Consider the following 19,334-nt stretch of genomic DNA (forward strand, 5'->3'; position numbering starts at 1 on the left):
GCCAGCGGGTGGTGACGGAACGTCAGGAGAACACATCGCATGTCGATCATGATCCCGGACGACCTGGCCAAGCTCTTCTCGGGCCTGACCGGCATGCAGTGGCCGCAGGCGGACGAGGACAAGCTGCGTCAGGCCGGTGAGGACTACCAGACCGTCGCCGACGACATGCCGCAACTCAAGCAGTACATCAACGAGATGGTGGCGGTCTGCACCGGGCAGTTCGAGGGGCAGGCCGCCGACGCCTTCGTCGCCACGATGAAGCAGCTGACCGGCGCGACCGGCGGTGACGACTACCTCAGCCTGTCCGGTGAGCAGGCCGCCCAGCTGGCCAAGACCGCGCACGACACCGCCAACAAGGTCGAGTACACCAAGTGGATGGCGATCGCCCAACTGGTGCAGCTGGCCTTCGAGATCGCCTTCGCGATTGCCTGGATGCCGTTCACCGGCGGCGCCTCGCTGGGGTGGATCGTCGCGGAGAAGCTGATTGCGCAAGCCATCCTGCGCAAGATCATCGCCTGGCTGATCGACCAGATCGCCATGCACGTGTTCATGGGCGTGGTCGGCGGCCTGGCGCTGGACGCGATCATCCAGACGTTGCAGATCGCCGTGGGCCACAAGGGCCGGAACGAGTGGGACACCAGCTCCACCTTGCAGGCCGTGGAGTTCGGCGCGCTGGGCGGCCTGATCGGTGGCCCGCTCGACCTGATCGGCTCCGGTCTCGGCAAGCTGTTCGGCGGCGCCATCGGCAAGGCGCTGGGCAAGAGCGGCGGCGAGGCGCTGGCGCACGGTCTGGGTGATGTCTCCAACCTGCTGGCCAAGGACCTCGCCGACAACGGCCTCAGTACGGTCGAGAAGGACCTGGCCAAGAGCGGACTGGGCGCGGGCGCCAGTGACCTGGTCAAGAACACGGTGGGCGCGGGTGGCAAGGACCTGGCCAAGGATGCGGTGGGCGCGGGCGGGAAGGACCTGGCCAAGGATGCGGTGGGCGCGGGCGGGAAGGACCTGGCCAAGGATGCGGTGGGCGCGGGCGGGAAGGACCTGGCCAAGGACACGGTGGATGCGGGTGGCAAGGACCTGGCCAAGGACACGGTGGATGCGGGTGGCAAGGACCTGGCCAAGGATGCCGCGGACGCGGGCGGGAACGACCTGCTGAAGCAGGGCGCCAAGGACGTCGCCGACCAAACCGAGCACGTGGTACAGGACTTCGCCGACAAGACCGGTGGCCAGTGGCTGGGCAAGGACGCCGCCAACGCGTTCGGCAAGGACCTCGGCGACCTGCTCGGCAAGAACCACTCGGGGTTCGCATCCGGATTCCGTGACGGGCTAGGCAACTTGGGGAAGGGCGCCGACAAGTTCGCCGCGGACATGGGGGCGACCTTCGAGAAGCACCTCGGCGACCTGCTCGGCAACGACACCGCCAAGGAACTCGGCCAGGACTTCGGCAAGGCGCTCGCCCAGAGCGCGGGGCACGGCGCCGGCCAGGACGTGCTCAAGGACCTCACCGAGGTGCTGGGCAAGGACGGCCTGCTGCACGGGGACGCCGTGAAGACCCTGGCGGACCAGGTGCCCGGCCTGATGAGCACGATCGGCGGCGACACCGTGCTCTTCAAGCTCGGTGCCGCGGTGGGTGGTTACCTCAAGAGCGGAGTGCAGAACAGCCTCACCGAAGGCTTCTACAACCTGACCTTCGGCGAGGACCACACCTTCTCGATGACCTGGCAGACGTTCGTCTCCGGCGTCGGAATGGGTGCGCTCGGGCACCTCGGCCACGTCGTCACGGCGCCGATCCAGCACAAGTGGACCAACTTCGTGCAGGAGTGGCTGCACGATCCCAACGCGACCAGCAAGTACTACCCGCCGACGCACCCGCTGACCATCCTGTCCGTCATCTCCAACCTGACCGGCCACAGCGCCCCGATCCCGGTGCTGCGGCCCGCCGCGCCCCGGCCGCGCCCGGGCGGCGAGCAGGAGCACCTGGCGGCTCCGGTGGCGAAGCCGAACACCGTTGGTGGGGAGGGCAAACCGAGCAAGCAGCCCGACGGGGCGGAGGGCGACCAGGCGCCCGGCAAGCCCGCGCCGATCAAGGTGCAGAGCGGCGGGCCCGAGGAGCAAGAGGCGTCGCAGCCGCACCAGGGGTCGCAGGTGCACGAGGGTTCGACGCGGGACGGAGGCTCGGAGTCGATCACGGCGCCGAAGCCGGTGCACACCCAGTCAGCGGGGCATGGCGGCGGCGGGGTGGTGCAGACCCATGAGCAGCAGGAATCGGTGGCGCCGCCGCCACCGCACGCGACGGCGACCACCGGCGGGGGATCGGCCCACCAGACGGTGGGCGGCGCGCCGCATCACGAGCAGCCGGGTGACACCACGCAACACCAGCAGCGTGCCCTGGGGCCGCATCACGAGCAGCCGGGTGACACCACGCAACACCAGCAGCCTGCCCCAGCGCCGCACCACGAGCAGCCGGGTGACACCACGCAACACCAGCAGCCCTCCACCCCCGTGCCGCACTCCGCCTCGGCCGCGCCACAGCACACCCCCTCCGGCCACGCCTACCACTTCACCCCCGCACCCCCGCACCCCTCGCGCACGGACCACACCGACGACTCCCGCGCCGATCAGTGGCAGCAGGCCCAGCGCGATCTCCAGGACAGCTACGACGGCAAGCTGGCCGAGGCGGCGGCCAAGCCGTCCGACCACGACGTCAACGACCTGCTCAACGAGGGCTTCAGCGGCTCCTTCCACCTGCCCGAGGGCGCCGACCCCGCGCTGCGCGACGCCATCCAATCCCGCGCGAAGGAGCTGCTCCAGCAGGAGCTGGCGAACCGGCAGCCGCATGACCCGCCGGTCGACCTGGGCGGCATCATCCACCTCGCCGCCGTCCGCGAAGGCGCGGTGCGGGTGGCCATGCAGCGGTACGACCGCACCGTCACCGACTGGGGCTGGAACCCGCACGCGCCCATCGAAACCGGCATCCCCGACACCGGCGCGCCGCCGCGCAAGTTGCCGCCCGCCACCCTGGCCCGCATCCGCCAGGATCTGCGGCCCGCCTTCCAGGCGAAGACCGAGCAGGCCGTGGCCGAGCTCTACGCCACCTCTGACCATCTCACCGACGAGACCAACGCCAAAGCGCAGCAACAACTGGGGCTGCTCACCGCCGAGTTGACGCGCAATCTCGACCTGCGCGCGGACTTCGAGTCCATGCTCGACACGGCCGACCGCCTGCTGGCGAAGACCACGGCCGACTGGCACGGCAACCTCGACCAAGCGGACAAGGAGCTGCTGGCCAAATCCGGCGCTCCCGAGCACCCCGAGCTGTCGTCCGAGAGCCTGGCGCACCTCAAGGAGTCGTTGCGCGGCAAGCTCACCACCGACTTCAAGGAGATCGTCGGCTCCACCGACACCGCTGCCGACATCCATCGCGAACGCCACCTCGCCCAGGCAGTGGTGGAATCGGTACTCGCGCATTACGCGGCCGACCTGCCACATGAGTTCGCCGTTCAGGCCGCCCGCGAGGCGGTGATTCGGCACGCCGTGGACAAGGTCGCCGAAGCGGCCGACACCTGGAAGCCTGGCGAGGCGCTCAAGGACTTCAAGGTGACGGATGGTCACCTGTCGAAGGCCTGGCACACCGTGACCCGTGACGTGGCCGCCGAGTTGGACCGCCGGATCACCGAGGGGAAGACGGAGGACCTCCATGAGCTGACCGATCCGGCGCGGCTCCAATCGCTGCTTGACCAGCAGGCGGCGCGGCAGGCGGTCACGGAGGCGGCGGGCTACCACGCGCGGGCCGAGGCCCGGAGCCGTGGCCTGTCGGACGACTCGGCAGACCGGGTCGCCGAGGGGCACACCGAACGGGTGCTCAAGACCTTCGACTCGGCGTTCGCCAAGCCCGAGGATGTCTCGGCGAACAAGTGGAACAGCGAACAGGGCGGCTTGCACGCCGAGTTGGCCGCCCACCTGGACTTCGAAGAGCACGTCATGCCCGCACTGCGGGACGCGGCGGGCGGGTTCGACCAGCTGGCGGGCGCCCACCAGGCGTCGGACGAGGCGATCGCCGGACTGAAGCGGGACTACGGTTCGGAGTTCTTCGACAGGTACCGCGAACTCTGGGGCCCGGCGGGGCTCGACGGTGCCAAGTGGAAGGCGCACGAGAGCGGCCACGAGAACACCTTCGGCCCGGTCGCCGAGCGACACGGCTCAACCACCGAGCAGGCGTTGATCGTACGCAACGGCGACCGGCTCTTCGTGCCCGACTCCCGGCAGTCCGAGCAGGCGCAGCACGGCTTTTCCGATGCGGTCGCGCACTTCTCCCATGACGACGCCCACTTCCTGGTCGCCATGCACGTCGGCGAGCACGGGCCGATTCCGGTGGGGGAGTTGGTCACCCGACTGCGGATCGCCCAGGCAACGGGGCGCTGGGACGGCCGGAAGCCGCTCAAGTTCGTCGCCTGCGACCTGGCGAGTGCCGTGGACCATCGCTATGTGTCCGACGTGATGGAGGAGTTGGCGAAGCACGACCTCGGCACCACGGCCCTCGCCGCCGATAGGCCGGTCTACTTCGACCCCGCCTCGGGTCGGCTGATCGCGGCGGGCAAGGTCGGGTACGACAAGGCCGGCCGACCGGTCGTCGCCGAACCCGGCCAGTGGCACGAGTACCGCGCGGGGGATCCGAAGCCGAAGACGGTGGGCAGCGAACTGCCCGCCGGCTACCACGAGGTGGCCGCGCACGAGGTGCGGGAGCCGTTGCGGGGCGCGGTCCGGTTCGGCGACGAGCAGCACGAACCGATCGAGCTGGCCCGGCCCTTGGAGGAGGCCCACTATCCGGGGGAGGCTCCCGGAACGGTGAAGCCGGTGGAGAAGCAGGAGTCCCAGGAGCCACAGGAGCCGATCGAGCTGGCCCGGCCGCTGGAGGAGGCCCACTACCCGGACTCGGCCCAGGCGCTCGTGTTCCACGCCCTGCAGGGCCCGACCCACCACCAACCCCCCGTCGCGCCCCTGCCCCAGCACCCCCAGCATCAAGACCTCCTGCCCCAGCACCCCCAGCATCAAGACCCCCCGCCCCAGGAACTCCAGCCCCCGCACCCCCCAACCCACCCCGCTCCGCCCCTGCCCCCGGCACCCCCGGCCCGCCTGGGCGAGCGCGGCCTGGCCGCCTACGACGCGTTGGTCGACCTGCGCGAGCCGACGCCCGCCGACCTCCAGCGGTTCACCGACGGCCTCACCCAGGCGCTGGGCGGCGACCGCGAGGCCGCGCGCAACCTGGTGGCCCAGATCTTCGGCACCGGCGAGATGGCCCCCAAGGCGACCGCGTTCAGCCGGGGCGACCACTGGGTGTTCCCGATCCAGTCCCGCAACCGCACCGGCCTGCTGGAGGTCCGCGCCCAGGTGCGCACGGGCGAGTTCGTGGAGCAGCGGGAGACCTTCGAGTTCGAGCTCGGCGCCGAGCAGCAGAGCACCATCGGCACCAGCGACGACCGGACCTGGCAGGCCGGCGCGAACGTCTCCGCGAAGTTCAAGTTCGGCAGCGGCGGCGACCTCGCCGAGACGCTCGGCTACCAGCACGGCTGGCAGAGCGGCCACAGCAGCGCCGACTCCAGCCGCACCATCGCGCGCGGCAAGACCGTGGAGCCGGCCGCCGTCTTCCAGGCGCAGCTGGACGTCCAGGTGACGTTCCGCGACCTCACCGAGCACGGGCTCAAGGTGACCGCCCCGGACGTCCCCCCGCTGGTGTTCAAGGGCAAGCTGGCGGTCCCGGTCCGGGAGACCGGCGAGCCGAAGACACCCACCGAATACCGCACGCTGCCACGCCAGGTGGCCGACGAGAAGCGGCTGGCCGGGACCCATGTCGTCAGCGACGTCTGGGTGCCGGGCCATCACGGCGCGGACGGCGAGCAAGCGGTGTCCGAGCTGCTGGGCCGGATCGAGGACCAGGCCAAGGACGTCGCGGGCGGCCTCTGGCCGGAGCTCCGTGCCAAGGCGAGCTCCGAGGTGACCCTGGGCAGCCTCCACCAGGACCTGAAGAGCCTGATGGCGGGCCAGACCATTGCCGTGTCGGTCGCCGGCAAACTCGGCACCGCCACCCTGGAGTTCACCGGCGCCGAGATCAGCCGCTTCGACCAGGTCGACACCACCGCGTCGACCGAGTTCACCATCGGGACCGGTACGGGCACCTCGGCCACCCACCAGGTGTCCGACAGCAGCATCCTGCAACTGCCGTTCCTCGGTACCGGCACCGGCACGCCGACGGCGCCGGGACTGGGGACCCCCGGGATCGCCGGCTACGGCGCCAACGGCCAACGCGGTACTGACAAGGTCCAGTTGGCGGGCTCGGGCGACGAGCTGGCGCTGGTCACCAAGACCAAGTCGCCGGCCGTGGTGTTCGACGGCGAGGCGGCGCTGAAGATCAAGGTCAGCTTCACTCCGCTTGCGGGCGCCGACAAGAGCGAGACCTTCACCACCGGCCTGGGCTTCCGCGCCCTGGTCGACAAGTCAGAGACCGAACCGGCAGCGAACAAGCCGGAGTTGGACACGCCCCACCCACAGCAGCCGGATCAGCAAGCCCCCACCGAGCACCCCGCCACCGAGCACCCCGCCACCGAGCAACCCGCCACCGAGCACCCCGCCACCGAGCAACCCGCCACCGAGCACCCCGCCACCGAGCACCCCGCCACCGAGCAACCCCCCACCGAGCACCCCGCCCCGCCCAACGGCATCTGGCCCGCCGACCCCGCCCACCAGGGCCTGCCCGGCACCACCACGGTCCGCGACCTGTCCGGAATCGCCGACCTGCACAGGGCACTCGACGAGCAGGGCCGCCAACTCCTCGGCGACAAGGGCTGGGCCGAGGTGCGGGACGACGTGCTGGCCACCTACACCCACGCGGCGGTGTCGGCCCATCTGACCGGGATGACCCGCAACCAGCCGCTGCACACCCCGGAGGCGTCCGGCGGCCCGCTGAAGGACCTGCACATCGCGGTGGTCGGCAAGGTGCGCAGCATGCGGCATCTGCGCGGCCAGGACGGCAGCGACCTCAACCAGGTGCGGGAGCGCACCACCTTCCAGGGGCGGCGCAAGCTCTGGGCGGACACCAAGACCGTCCAGGCCCAGGGCGGTGCCTCGCCGGTGGTGCACGACCTGGGCGTCAAGGACGCGGCCGGCAAGGCCCTCAAGGACACCCTGGACCTCAGCACCACGCTGAGCCGGGAGTACCGCGACCGGAACGGCTGGCGGGCCGGCGACTCGGTGAAGAGCTATGCGAGCTCCAAGTACCGCAGCGCCCAGGAGCTCTACGACACCGACCTCACCCTGGAACTGCACATCTCCTACCAGGGGAAGCGGCTCGATCCGGTGCCGGTGCCCGTCCGCGCCGAGCTGGGCGTGGAGCGCCGGCTCACCGGGACCCCGCAGACCACCGGCCACCAGCACGGTGAGTTCACCGGGCCGGTCGAGCAGACCGCGCGCCACCAGGACGCGCCGGCCGAGACGTTCGAGGTGCCGGCCCACAACAAGGACGGCCGACTGGGCAGCATGGACCGGCTGCACGGCTTCGAGGGCGAGGAGGGCAAGCTGCTCGACGCGGTCAAGTCCGCCTTGCAGGACGGTCGTCACCAAGCTCAGCTGCCCCCCGCGCTGGAGGCCCACCTGGACCACGAGTTGGGCGGCGACGCGCTCACCGCCGGACTGGTCCGGCTCAGCCAGGGCGGGACCATCCGCGTCCCGATCAGCCACCAGGGCCGGAAGGGCCAGGTGGTGGTGCGCGGCAAGGTCCGGTTGGGGCAGCACACCGAGACCGTGAGTGAGTACGAGTTCGAAGTCGGCGACCAGCAGCGCAGCATGGTCGGCAGTTCCTCGGACCGGCGGACGCGCACCCGCATGAAGGTGGGCGGCAAGGTCAACGTCCCGCATGTCTCGGCCAGTGCGGACTACACCCGCAGCCGCGACACCACCCGCAGCCGCACCATCGAACACACCGCCACCACCAGCAGCCGGGGCAAGAGCACCGAGCCGGCCGCGATCTTCAAGGGCACGGCGGACCTGGAGTTCGCCATCGAGTGGCAGGGTCAGCCGAAGCCGGCCCAGGGCACCAAGGTGCCGGTGGCGGTGCGGGTCGCCTCGCCGGTCCGGGTGGTGCACCCGACCTCGATCACCGAGCGGCACTCGGTGCCGGACTCCGTGGTGCGGACCCGCACGCTCGGCTCCTCGGACATCGTGACCGAGCTCCGGCCGTGGCAGCACCTCTCCGGGGAGCCCGAGGCCCGCGCGATCGTGCGCCAGATCACCGACAGCGGAGCGAAGTTGCTCGGCTCGGACTGGCCCGGAATGGCGGCGAAGATCGAGGAGGAACTCGAACTCGGCGATCTGCTCCCCAAGTTCAAGTCGGTGCTGGCGGGCCAGCGGATCGTGCTGCGGCACGGCCGGAGCACCGTGCGGATCCACGCCGAGCTGGATGACCTGCGGCAGGTCGGTACGGCGCCGAAGGTCGAGTTCAACACCGGCACCAGTCGGCAGATCTCGGTGCAGAGCTCCGGGGAGAACGGCCCTTCGGGCAAGGGGCAGACGGTTGCCGCGACCGTGCAGGGCACCACCGACATGTTGGCCACCGGCGCGGCGCTGGTCGCCGGCGGTGGTGCCAGCCACAGCTGGGGGACCGACCGGTCGGCGTCGAGCGGGGACAGCCTGACCAGCGGCAGCGCGGTCAAGGCCAAGGTGCCCGCGATGGCATCGACCGGCACCGCCCGGCTGGTGTTCACCATGACCCGCCACGCGAAGCTCAACCTTCTCGACGAGCACCGGATCGCCGCGCCGGGAACCGCGGGCCACACGATCGTCCGGCTCTTCGGCACCCGCCGGCACCGGGCCGAGGCCATGGTCGAGCTCGATGTGCTGCACGAACTCGACCGCACTCCGCCGGTTCCGGACGGCGTGCCGCACCGCTCGCTGGCCGAGCTGGTCAAGGAGCCGCCGCTGCCGCCGTCCGCCTCGCCGAGGGAGGTGCAGGTCCGCCGGCCGCCCGGCGACGCCTTCCAGCAACTCTCGGAGCACACCGACCTGCTGCACTGGCTCGGCAACTCCGCCGGGGTGCGGGACTCGCTGCGCGCGGTCGGCCCGGACTTCTTCGGCCGTGCCGCCTGGAAGCGCATCGACGACCTGGTGGCCGCGACCTACCACCATGCCCAGCTCTCGGCCCACCACGACGAGACGGCGCACGGCGGTTCCCTCGACCTGCCGTCCACCGGCAAGCGCTCGCTGCTCGACCAGCTCTGGTCGGGCAAGGACAAGTCGGGCATCAGCCTGTCGTCCCGGATCATCTCGCTGGAGTACCACGGCGACCTCGCCAAGGCCGAGCTCAACCCGACGTTCGAGGCGGGCACGGGCAGCCGGGGGATGACGCTGCACTACCGCAGCACGGGCGCCCAGGTGCAGTTCGGCGCCAAGGCGGACATCTCGTCGGCGGTCGGCGCCACCACCACGGTCAACGTGTCCGGTTCGCACATCGCACGCCACGGCACCACCGGCGGTAGCGGCGGCAAGGCGTTCAGCGGCAGCAAGTTCCCGGAGCCGGTGGCCCGTTACCAGGCCTTCGTCGAGCTCACCCTGACCCTCAAGGACGGCGACCGGACCCGTACGCTGCCCGTCGTGGTGCCCGCCGACGTGCTGATCCCGCTCGACCACACCACCGCGGAGACCATCCTCGACACCCACACCCGGCGCTACGAGACGCACCCGGACGGGCCGTTCACCCACCTCGACCTGCCGAAGCATCCGGACGTCAACGTGTCGGACGTCATCGGCAAGCTGACCGAGCACGAACTCCAGCCCAACACCGTCTGGCTTCCCCACACCCAGGACCCGGTCACGAACCACGAGTTCGAGCAGGCGGTCCGCCAATTCCCCGGCGACGATCACTTCTTCACGCTGGCCTACCACAGCTCGCGCAGCGACGGCGCCCCCACCTGGCGGGGGCACCCGATCGGCGCCCGCGACCTGGCCGATGTGCTGATCGGCCTGCACGACAACGGCAAGTGGCCGGCGGGCCGCCCGCTCCGGCTGGTGGCCTGCAACTCGGGCCGCGGCGAGCACTCCTACGCCGAGCAGCTGATGCGGGTCATCCGGGAGAAGCGGCCCGATCTGGAGCTGACGGTCTACGCACCGGACGGCACCGTGCTGTTCGTGCCCGGCGAGCATCCCCACCTGGTGGTCAGCCCGAAGGTCGGCTGGGGCCGGCACGGCCTGCCGGTGATCACCGCAGGCGGCCACTGGCGGCGCCTGACGCTGCCCGCGGACGGCCACGAGGTCCACACCGAGCAGCTCGGCTCGCACCTCGACGGCCCGCCCGGGGTGCATGACCCGCACCACTTGCCGGAGACCACCGACGAGCACGCCAACGACCGCCCGGTGGAAGGCGTCAAGGCGTTCGGGGTCCCGCACAAGCAGGCGCTCTACGCGACCGAGCAGCACCGCGGCCGGGCCGCCAGGTTCGAGGAGAAGCTAGGCGACCTGGCGTTCAACCACCCCAAGGCGCAAGCCGCCGCGCGCACCGCCGTGCGCAGGCTGTACGAGGCACTGCGCGCGGCCCATCCGGACGTCCCGGAGGAGGAGCTCCAGCGGGTCTTCCTCAAGGACGACCCGACCTCGGCCGGACAGGTCGGCGAGAGCCTCACCTCGGCCGAGTTCCACACCATGATGGCGACCGGCAACACCCGTGAGCTGATGACCGCCTTCTTCAACGCGGCCTATGCCAAGGACTCCCCGCTGGGCCTGAAGAGCGTGCTCCAGCACCTGCTGGCGCACCAGGACCAGGCCAGGGCCACCGCCATGGGCCTGGACCTGCGCGAGCTGCACACCCAGGCGGAGTTCCTCAACGGCCCGCTGCGCGCCGGCCTGGCGAAGACCCCGCTGTCGAAGATGTTCGACAAGGACCACTTCGGCACCGGCAGCATCATCAAGCAGGCCGCCGACCCGATCAAGGCGGGCAGCGAGTACCTGGGCAGCCTCAGGGCCCGCACCAGCCGGGAGGACACGCCGCTCAACCAGCTGACCGCAACGCAGCTCCAGCACCGCGGAATTCCGCTGAGCTCCCGTGAACTGCGGTTCCAGCAGCAGCACGGCGCCACCGGCACGCTGCACTGGCAGACCGGCCGGGACCTCTATGTCGTCAACGAGAAGTCCGGCTGGTACGGCACGGCCCACGAGCAGAAGGGCATGCCGGTCAGCACCGGCATCTCGGCCACCACGGCCAAGATGATGAACGCCTTCCGGCTGCTCAAGGTCCCGGACACCGAACCGGGCGACATGCTGCTGGCACTCACCGGCTGGATGCTGCCACTGGGCGACCACTCCCTCTACGAGATCCTCAAGGGCGCCCAACTGCTGGACGAGCTGCCGCCGCTGCCGTCGCACGCCATGGGCGACGTCTCGATGCTCTACCAGCACATCCCGGGCCTCTCGCAGCACCAGGTGCGTGCCGAGCTCGGTGAGGACGGCATGCTGCCACATGAGGCGGCCTACCACGAGCTGGTCAACACCCCGCGTGACAACGGCGGTTACTACGACGAGTTCGCCTCGCGCAGTCAGCGGAACCGGGCCCAGTTCGAGGCGGTCGTGGCCAACAAGGCGGCCGAGGCGGCCGGGATTCCGTACGTGCCGCAGCACGTCAAGCCGGAGGTGGTGAACTGGCTGGACCGCAACCACCTGACCGCGCAGCAGGTGCTGGACACGCTCACCGTCGCCCACTTCGAGGCGCTGGGCGTCTACACCGGGCCCACCTTCCCGTTGATCAACGTGATGCTGCGGTTCTCCCCGCCGTTCCGGCAGCTCGCGTTGGAGCGCCAGGCCAAGGTGCTGCTGGACAACGCGCCGCTGAGTCAGCTGCCGTCGGCTCTCAAGCACGATCCGGTGCTCGGCCCGATCATCCGCAACACCGAGCCCTGGAGCCGCAGCCCCGAGCAGCGCAAGCAGTTGCACCAGGCGGTGGGCCCGCTGGTCCCGCAGCTGGAGCGGGAACTCAAGGTCCACGCCGAGCTGCTGAGCGAGACCCTGGACAAGCTGCCTGCGGTCTCCGGCGAACTCTGGCGCGGCGAGCGGCTGATGGGCCCACTGGCCGGTGGCGCGGGCAGCCGGCTGGACCCGACCTACGGCGGCTCGACCCTCAGCAACCGCGACTTCCTCAGCACCAGCACTGACCAGTTGGTGGCGCTGCGGTTCATGAAGGGCCGCACCCAACTTCCGGTCACCCACCCCGCGCTGATCCACTTCGAGATGCACGGCGGCGGCAGCGCCTATGACATCGAACCGTTCTCGGTCGCCGCCGGCGAGTCGGAGGTGCTGATCAAGCCGGGCAGCAGCTTCAAGCTGACGGACCGTCATGTCGGCACGGACGGCGGCGGGCGCCCGTACGAGCAGATCAGTGCCACCGAGCGCCCCCTGGACCTCCCGTTCCCGAAGACCACGCCGGCGGAACAGGATCTGCACCAGGCGCTGACCAAACTCGCCAACATCCGTGAGCTGCGCACCCACCAGGACCTGTGGCCGCTGGCCGAGTACATCGGCGCCGACCACGGCCGCCCGTTCGGGGCGAAGGTCGCCGATCTGCTCTCACCGGCCACCGCCCGCCGCGCGGCGAGCCTGAACGCCTGGCACACCGCCAAGCTGACCCTGGAGCTGGACGGCAACCCGGACCGGATCACCCTGACCAGGCTCACCCAGGTGCGCCGCACCGCCGACCTGGTCCGCGAGGCGCTCAAACTCCCCACCGGCAGCCCGGTCCAGCGCGCCCACCTGGAGAGTTACGTCCACCAGCTGACCGGCTCGGCGGCCGGCGAGGTCGGCACCGGCCGGCTGGACCACCTGGTCCAGCTGGTCGACAAGCTCAAGCGCCCCGGCCACGCCGTCACCGTCGCCGAGCTGGAGCACGCCTGGCAGCACCCCGATCACGCCCCGGGCGCCGAGCTGACCCAGCTGCACCCGCAGCGCCTCTACTGGGTCGGCGACCGGCACGCCGACTGGGAGACCCTCAACGAGTCGGTGTTCCAGCGCTTCCCGCACGCGGACGACTACCTGACCCTGGCCATGCACACCGCCGACGGCATGCCGACGATGGACGACACCGCCCTCGCGCCGGTCGACATCGCCCGCGGGCTGCTCAAGCTCCACCAGGAGGGCGGCTGGGACGGCGTCAAGCCGCTGCGCTGGGTCGCCTGCGACATCAGCCGCGGGCCGGAGCGCGGCTATGTGCAGGAGGTCATGGAGCACCTCTGGGACGCCGGGCTGCACAAGGCGGTGTCCTATGCGGCCGACGGGCCGGTCTGGTTCACCGAGGCGCGCCACCAGGACGGCGCGGTCGACCCGGAGAGCCCGGGCCACCTGGTGGTCGCCAAGACGGTCGGCATCACCGCCACCGGCCACCCGGCCATCGTCCCCGGCAACTGGCTGAAGATCGCCCACGACGCCCCGGTGGAACTGCTCGGCCCCTACCTGGCCGGTGACCACGGCGCCGACCACTACCCGGAGGTCGCACCCGACCAACTGGCCCCTGACCACGAGCCGTTGCCCGGTGCGGTGAAGTTCGGCCACTCGCCGGCCACCATCGACTTCGTGGCCCGCGGCCTGCACCAGCAGCTGACCGGCGGCACACCGAGCGGGGAGCACGTCATGGCGCTCCTCGGCCGCCTCGAACGAGACCCGGACAGCGTCCGGCAGTTGGCGGCGCGCTACCAGGAGCTCAGCCAGGGGGAGGACATCACCGCCCTGCTCGTCCAAGCGGCGGACGAGGGGCACTTGGGCACCGCCGTGACCTTCGAGCATGTGATGGAACTGCTCGGCAGGGCCAGCGTCATGCCGCTCGCCGGCCTGGTGCACACCACGCGCGACGAACAAGAACGGGCGCTTGTCGGCAGCATCCAGCAGGCGATCGCCGACGGCGACCTGGGCTCGCTGCTGAGCCTGATCCACCCGCTGCGCAGCGACATCCGGGCCCTGTGGCGGGTGGCCGCCGGCTACCAGCACGCCACCGGCCGGGCGCTGTCCGACGACGCCCCGGCGAGGTTCTCCGAGACCGGCGCGCTCGGCAACTACCTGCTGGGCGGGCATGAGTTGGAGCAGCAGAGCGTGCCGCGCCGCTATGCCGACGACCTCTTCCGCGAGATGCAGGGGCTCAACTACGAGAGCGCGGCGGGAATCCACCAGCCGGTCCCGTACGACTTCCCGGAGGACGGCTGCTTCAACCGGGCGCACCTGATGGCCGTGCGGCTCACCGAACTCGGCGTCGCCTGCAAGAAGGCGTTCGTCCGCTACCAGACCCCGGACGGCGGCCCCGGCCTGGTGGTCAGCTCCATGAACGCGGCGGGCGCCACCCTCCATGCGCCCGGCCAGGTCGCCTGGGGCTACCACGTCGCGGTCGCGATCGACGTCCAGGAGAACGGCGCCGTCCACGAGATGGTGATGGACCCGTCGATGGCCGACCACCTGCTGACGGTGGACCAGTGGATCGCGATGATGGGCGTGCCGGCGGGCGACTCCATGCGCATCGGATCCAGCTACGCGGAGACGGTCGGCACCCTCCAGCAGCTGCAGGGGGGCGGCATGGTGATCACCGACGGACTCGGCTTCCCCCTCGGCATCCCGACCCACTACACCACCGAGCGGCACGTGTACTTCCTGGCAGCGGCCCAGGACCACGCCCAGCCGCCGGGGCAGAGTCTGCAGACGGCCGAGAGCTACTTCCGCACCAACCAGGTCACCGCCACCGACGACCGCGGCCTGGCCGCCGCGCAGCGGATCGTCGACCGGTGGGGAGCCCTGTTCGGCCCGGACCCGCTGTTCCCGCCCGCGCAGGCCCCCGAGGCCGGCGTGGTCCATCACGCGACGACCGAGCACCCGACCGAGCACCCGGTCGAGCAGTGGGCCGAGCCGCACCCGAACCCGATCCCGGCCGCCCAGTGGCGCGACCGCGCGCGCAACGCACCCACGGCGCCGCGACACACCGAGCGGTTCCAGCCGTCCGCACCCGCCACCCTGCGCCGCGCCCCGGGCGGCAGGTCGTACGTCGACGGGAAGACGGTCTACGTCCGCAACACGGTGCGCCGCGTCCAGGCGTCCGACGACCCGCAGGGCAACCGGCGCTGGGTGCGAGCCATCTCCTTCGACCTGCCGGTGCGGCTCGGCGCCGGTGTCACCCACGAGCAGCTCGCGGCGTTCCAGACGCGGGTCAACGACCTGCTCGACCGGCACCTCAACATCGGCTACCGGCTGCCGGAGTCCAAGGACCAGCTGCACTTCGAGGCCGCCTTCACCCACCGGCCCGACCACACCGAGGCGATCACGCTGACCGGTCCGGCCTCCCGCAACGGCGGTCCGGGCCGCGCCGACCAGCACCACCTCGACCTGGACCACGGCGACGCCGACCTGCTGCACGAACTGCTGCACTACGCGGGCCTGAAGGACGAGCAGTACGATCCCGCCTCGCTGTTCCGCGACACCCCGGCCAAGTCCCAGCAGAGCGGGCTGATGGCCGACACCAGCAGCCCGCTGCGCCCCGCCATCCCGCAGCGCTACCTCAGCGAACTGGAGCGGCTCACCGAGGACGGCACCCCGCTGCGCGACCACCCCCTCACCGCGTCCGAGCAGCACACCGACACCGCCGACTCGATCTTCGACGTGCTCACGGGCAGCAAGCGCGGCCGCGACGACGAGGAACAGCACCACGAGGAACAGCACCACGAGGACCAGTACCACGGCAACCAGCACAACGAGCCGTCCGGACCGCCGGCCAAGCGGCCGCGCCTGGTCGACTACGAGACGTCCGAGGCGGTGCTGCGCGACCGCGGCTACCAGCCGCTCGACCCCGCACTGCAGCGGAGCCTGATCGACCACCTGAACACGGTGGAGCAGACCCACCCGCACCCGACCGCCAAGCTGCTCGCCCTGCTCAACCCGCACCGGTCGAGCACCGACGGGGGCGACCTGCACCACTGCCTGGAGGCGGTCGGCGCACTGCGCGACACCTTCTACGGGCGGCCCCGGACCACCGCCCGGCCGGAGCACGGGCTGCCCGAGTCCGAGCCGGCCTGGACCCTGATCAAATCGCACGGCCTGATCCAGGACCACGGCTACGGGCTGCCGGCCCTGCACGCGGTGCGCGACCAGGTGCGCAAGGCCGGTCCCGGCGGCTTCGCCACCGTGCTGCTCACCCGCGACGGCGAGCCGGAGGGCCACGCCCTCGCCCTGCTGCACGCCCACGACGGCACGCTGCACTGGGCCGACCCCAGCACCGGGTGGACCTCGCCCGCCGACGCCACCGAGTTCCCACCGGGGTTCACCGCCGACACCCGGGTTCGCGCCGCCACCACCGACGCCTGGGAGCTGCCGCTCACCGGCCCGGTGGACCGCAGCCTCTTCGAGCCCGACGCCCCGCTCTTCGGGGTGTTCACGCCGACCGCCGAGCAGCACCAGGAGGCCGCTGGTCTGCTCGACGGGCTGAGCAAGAAGCTCTTCGGCGTCGAGCGCCCGGAGGGAACGACGATGGCGGCGGCGGCGCTGCGGCTGACCCGGTCGCCGGGCGGTGCGCGGACCTGGGAGTCCGAGATCCGGATCAGCGGCAAGGACAACTGGCCGCCGGGGACCCAGCGCAACCTGGCGAGCCTGAGCGCCAAGACCTGGGCGGAGAGCAACCTCGGGGCGAACTACCAGGCCCATGACGCCGAGGTGAAAGTGCTCACCGACCTCTACAACCACCTGGCGGACCAGGTCGGGGTGGGCTTCGACCCCGAGACCCAGCTGCCGCTGCCCAACCAGGAGGTCACCGGTGTGCTGGCGGTGGTCTCCACCCAGGCGACCTGCCGGAGCTGCCGCGCCGTGATCCAGCGGCTGCGCAAGGCCTTCCCCGGGATCCGCACCGTCGTCGCGTTCCCACCGGACCAGTACGGCGGCAGCGTGTCCGTCCACTCCCGAGGCGCCAACGCGCAGACCAGCATCACCTACGGCTGGGCGGCCGACGAGCTGAGCCGCCTGCAGCTGGACGATCGCGACCTCTTCTGGCGGACGGACGACTACCGTGCGGCGGCAGCCGCGACCGAGGTGGCCATTCCGCCCGCCGACCAGCTGATGCCGTTCCAGAAGCGGCTCATCACGCAGCAGATCGGCCAGTACACCGACACCCCGGAGGCCTTCAAGGAGAAGCTGACCCGTGCGCTCGGCAACGTCGGCGGGAAGAAGCTGACCAAGCCGCAGCTGGCCGGCCTGATGGCGTGGTACGGGCAGCAACAGCAGCTGCCGGCGGCCGAACGCCAGGCCACGCCGTATCCGTAGTCCCCTTCGGGGCCCGCCAGTCCCCGTCGGGACCGCCAGTCCGCTTCGCGACCTGCCAGTCACTTTCGAGACCCGCCAAGCCCGTTCGAGACCCGCCGCCAGCCGAGTGGAGCCCGCACCATGACCGAGCCGCAGTTCCGTCTCGCCGCCGTCTTCGACCGGGTCGACCCGGTCAGCGGGCCCGGGTTCGCCGAGGACCACCCCCGGCTCGCCGAGGGAGGCGACCGCACCGCCGTGACCGCGTACCTGCGGGCCGGCGCCCCGGTGCTGCTGACGCCGATGCTCGCCGACGACGTGGTGGAGCCGGAGCGGGGCGGGGTGGTGCCGATGGGGTTCCGGACCGACGGGGAGTGGATCTGGACCGACACCGTCTCCTACTACCTGGAGGAGTACGGCATCGCGCCGGAGCCCGGCCTGTTGGCGCACGTGCGGGCCAAGGACGGTGTGCTGCCGGTGGCGCCGGACGCCGGGGTGCTGGCGGCGGCGGTGTCCTTCGTGCTGACCCCGACCGACGAGCCGGTGTGGAGTGTCGGCACCGGCGGCTGAACCTCGGCGGTGGCCCGGCCCGTCACTCGGGTGAGGAGAGTCGTCAAACGCAGGGGACCAGGGTGGGCGAGGAACAGCAGGGCGGTCGGCAGGGATTCCAACTTCCGGCGGTGGCCTGGGGCTTCGACGAACCGGAGGAGGCGGCTCAGGAGCGGGCAGCCGAGTCGACGGCTCAGGGGTCGGCAGCCCAAGAGCCGGCAGCCCAGGAGCCGGCAACCGGGTCGGTGGCTCATGAGCCGGCCGAAGAGTCCGCGGCGGTCGAGCCGATGGTGGCGGCCAGGGCGGTCATCGGTGCCGTGTCCGAGGTGGCCGAGCCGTCCGCCACTTCCGCTACCTCCGCTGCCGCACCTGACGCGACGTCAGAAGCAGCTCCTGAAGCCGAGCTCGAAGAGGTGTCCACCGCCACGCCCGGTGCGGCGGAGGCCAAGCCGGGTCGGATCTCGCGGCCCATGGTGGCCGCCGCGGTGACCGCCGGCCTGGTCCTGGTGGGGCTGCCGTTGGCGATCACCCAGCTCGGCGGCTCCGGCTCGCACCACGGGCCGGCCCAGGGCGGCAAGCCGGTCGGCTTCAGCCAGCAGGGCTCCGGTGGCGGCGGCAACGGCTATGTGCCGGGCTTCGATTCGCACGGCGACACCGGCGGGCCGACGGCGGGTGGGGCATCTCCGGCCGCCGGTGCGGTGCCGGTGGCCGCCGACGGCTCGGGCTCACCGTCCCCCTCCTCCTCCGCCGCCAACTCGGCCGTGCCGGACACCGGTTCGACCCACAGCACTGGAACCGGCGGCAGTAGCGGCTCGACCGGCGGCTCCGGCACCAGCGGCGGCGGCTCCGGCAGCGCGCCGGGCGGATCGGGCGGCGGCCAGGCGCAACCCCCCGCCCAGGCCCCCGCCCCCGCCCAGACCACGCCGGCCGCACCGCCCGCCCAGCCCCCGGCCGGCCCGCAGCCGACCACCCGCACCATGGTGGCCGGCCCGTACTGCGCCGATGCCGGCACCAGCTTCCACCAGCACGGCTGGTATTCCGACGGCAGCTCCGGCTGGCGCAGCAACTCCGGTGGCTGGAGCGGCGACCAGTGCAACGGCACGTTCAGCTCGGTGCCGATGTCCGGCGACGCCAACAAGGACGACGGCAACTCGGTGGTGTGGAGCTTCACCGGACTGCAGACCTCCAGCGGCAGCTGCGACTTCGCCGTCTACATCCCGGCCTCGTCGGATGTGAAGGTGGTCGGCGGCGCGCCCACCTACTACACGGTGCAGACCGGCACTTCGCCCGGAAGTGGCACCATCGGCTCGTTCACCGTCAACCAGGTGGACAACCAGGGGAGTTGGGTGGACGTCGGCAACTACCCGGTGTCCGGCGGCCAGCTGTCCGTGATGCTGCACACCCGCGGTCTGGACTGGAGCGGCAACAGCAAGACCTACGCCCACCACGCGGCCGACGCGATCCGCGCCACCTGCTCCTCCTGACCGCCACGAACCAGCACGAAC

The 19,334-nt window shown here is 71.3% G+C and carries 3 protein-coding genes; all 3 read left to right on the plus strand.

The features are described 5' to 3' along the window. The first annotated feature begins 39 nt into the window (after positions 1 to 39). Positions 40 to 17,304: a protein-glutamine glutaminase family protein gene (locus P3T35_RS29085; RefSeq protein WP_280708387.1), complete on the plus strand. Its 17,265-nt coding sequence runs from the start codon at positions 40 to 42 to the stop codon at positions 17,302 to 17,304. Between the two features lie 120 nt (positions 17,305 to 17,424). After that, positions 17,425 to 17,850: a hypothetical protein gene (locus P3T35_RS29090; RefSeq protein WP_101382898.1), complete on the plus strand. Its 426-nt coding sequence runs from the start codon at positions 17,425 to 17,427 to the stop codon at positions 17,848 to 17,850. A 62-nt stretch (positions 17,851 to 17,912) separates the two neighbouring features. Further along, a complete protein-coding gene (locus P3T35_RS29095) occupies positions 17,913 to 19,313 on the plus strand; it encodes a hypothetical protein (protein ID WP_143676934.1) in 1,401 nt (466 codons plus the stop codon). The last annotated feature ends 21 nt before the right edge of the window (positions 19,314 to 19,334 follow it).

Origin of the sequence: Kitasatospora sp. GP30, from assembly GCF_029892145.1 — a bacterium.
GTDB lineage: Bacteria > Actinomycetota > Actinomycetes > Streptomycetales > Streptomycetaceae > Kitasatospora > Kitasatospora acidiphila.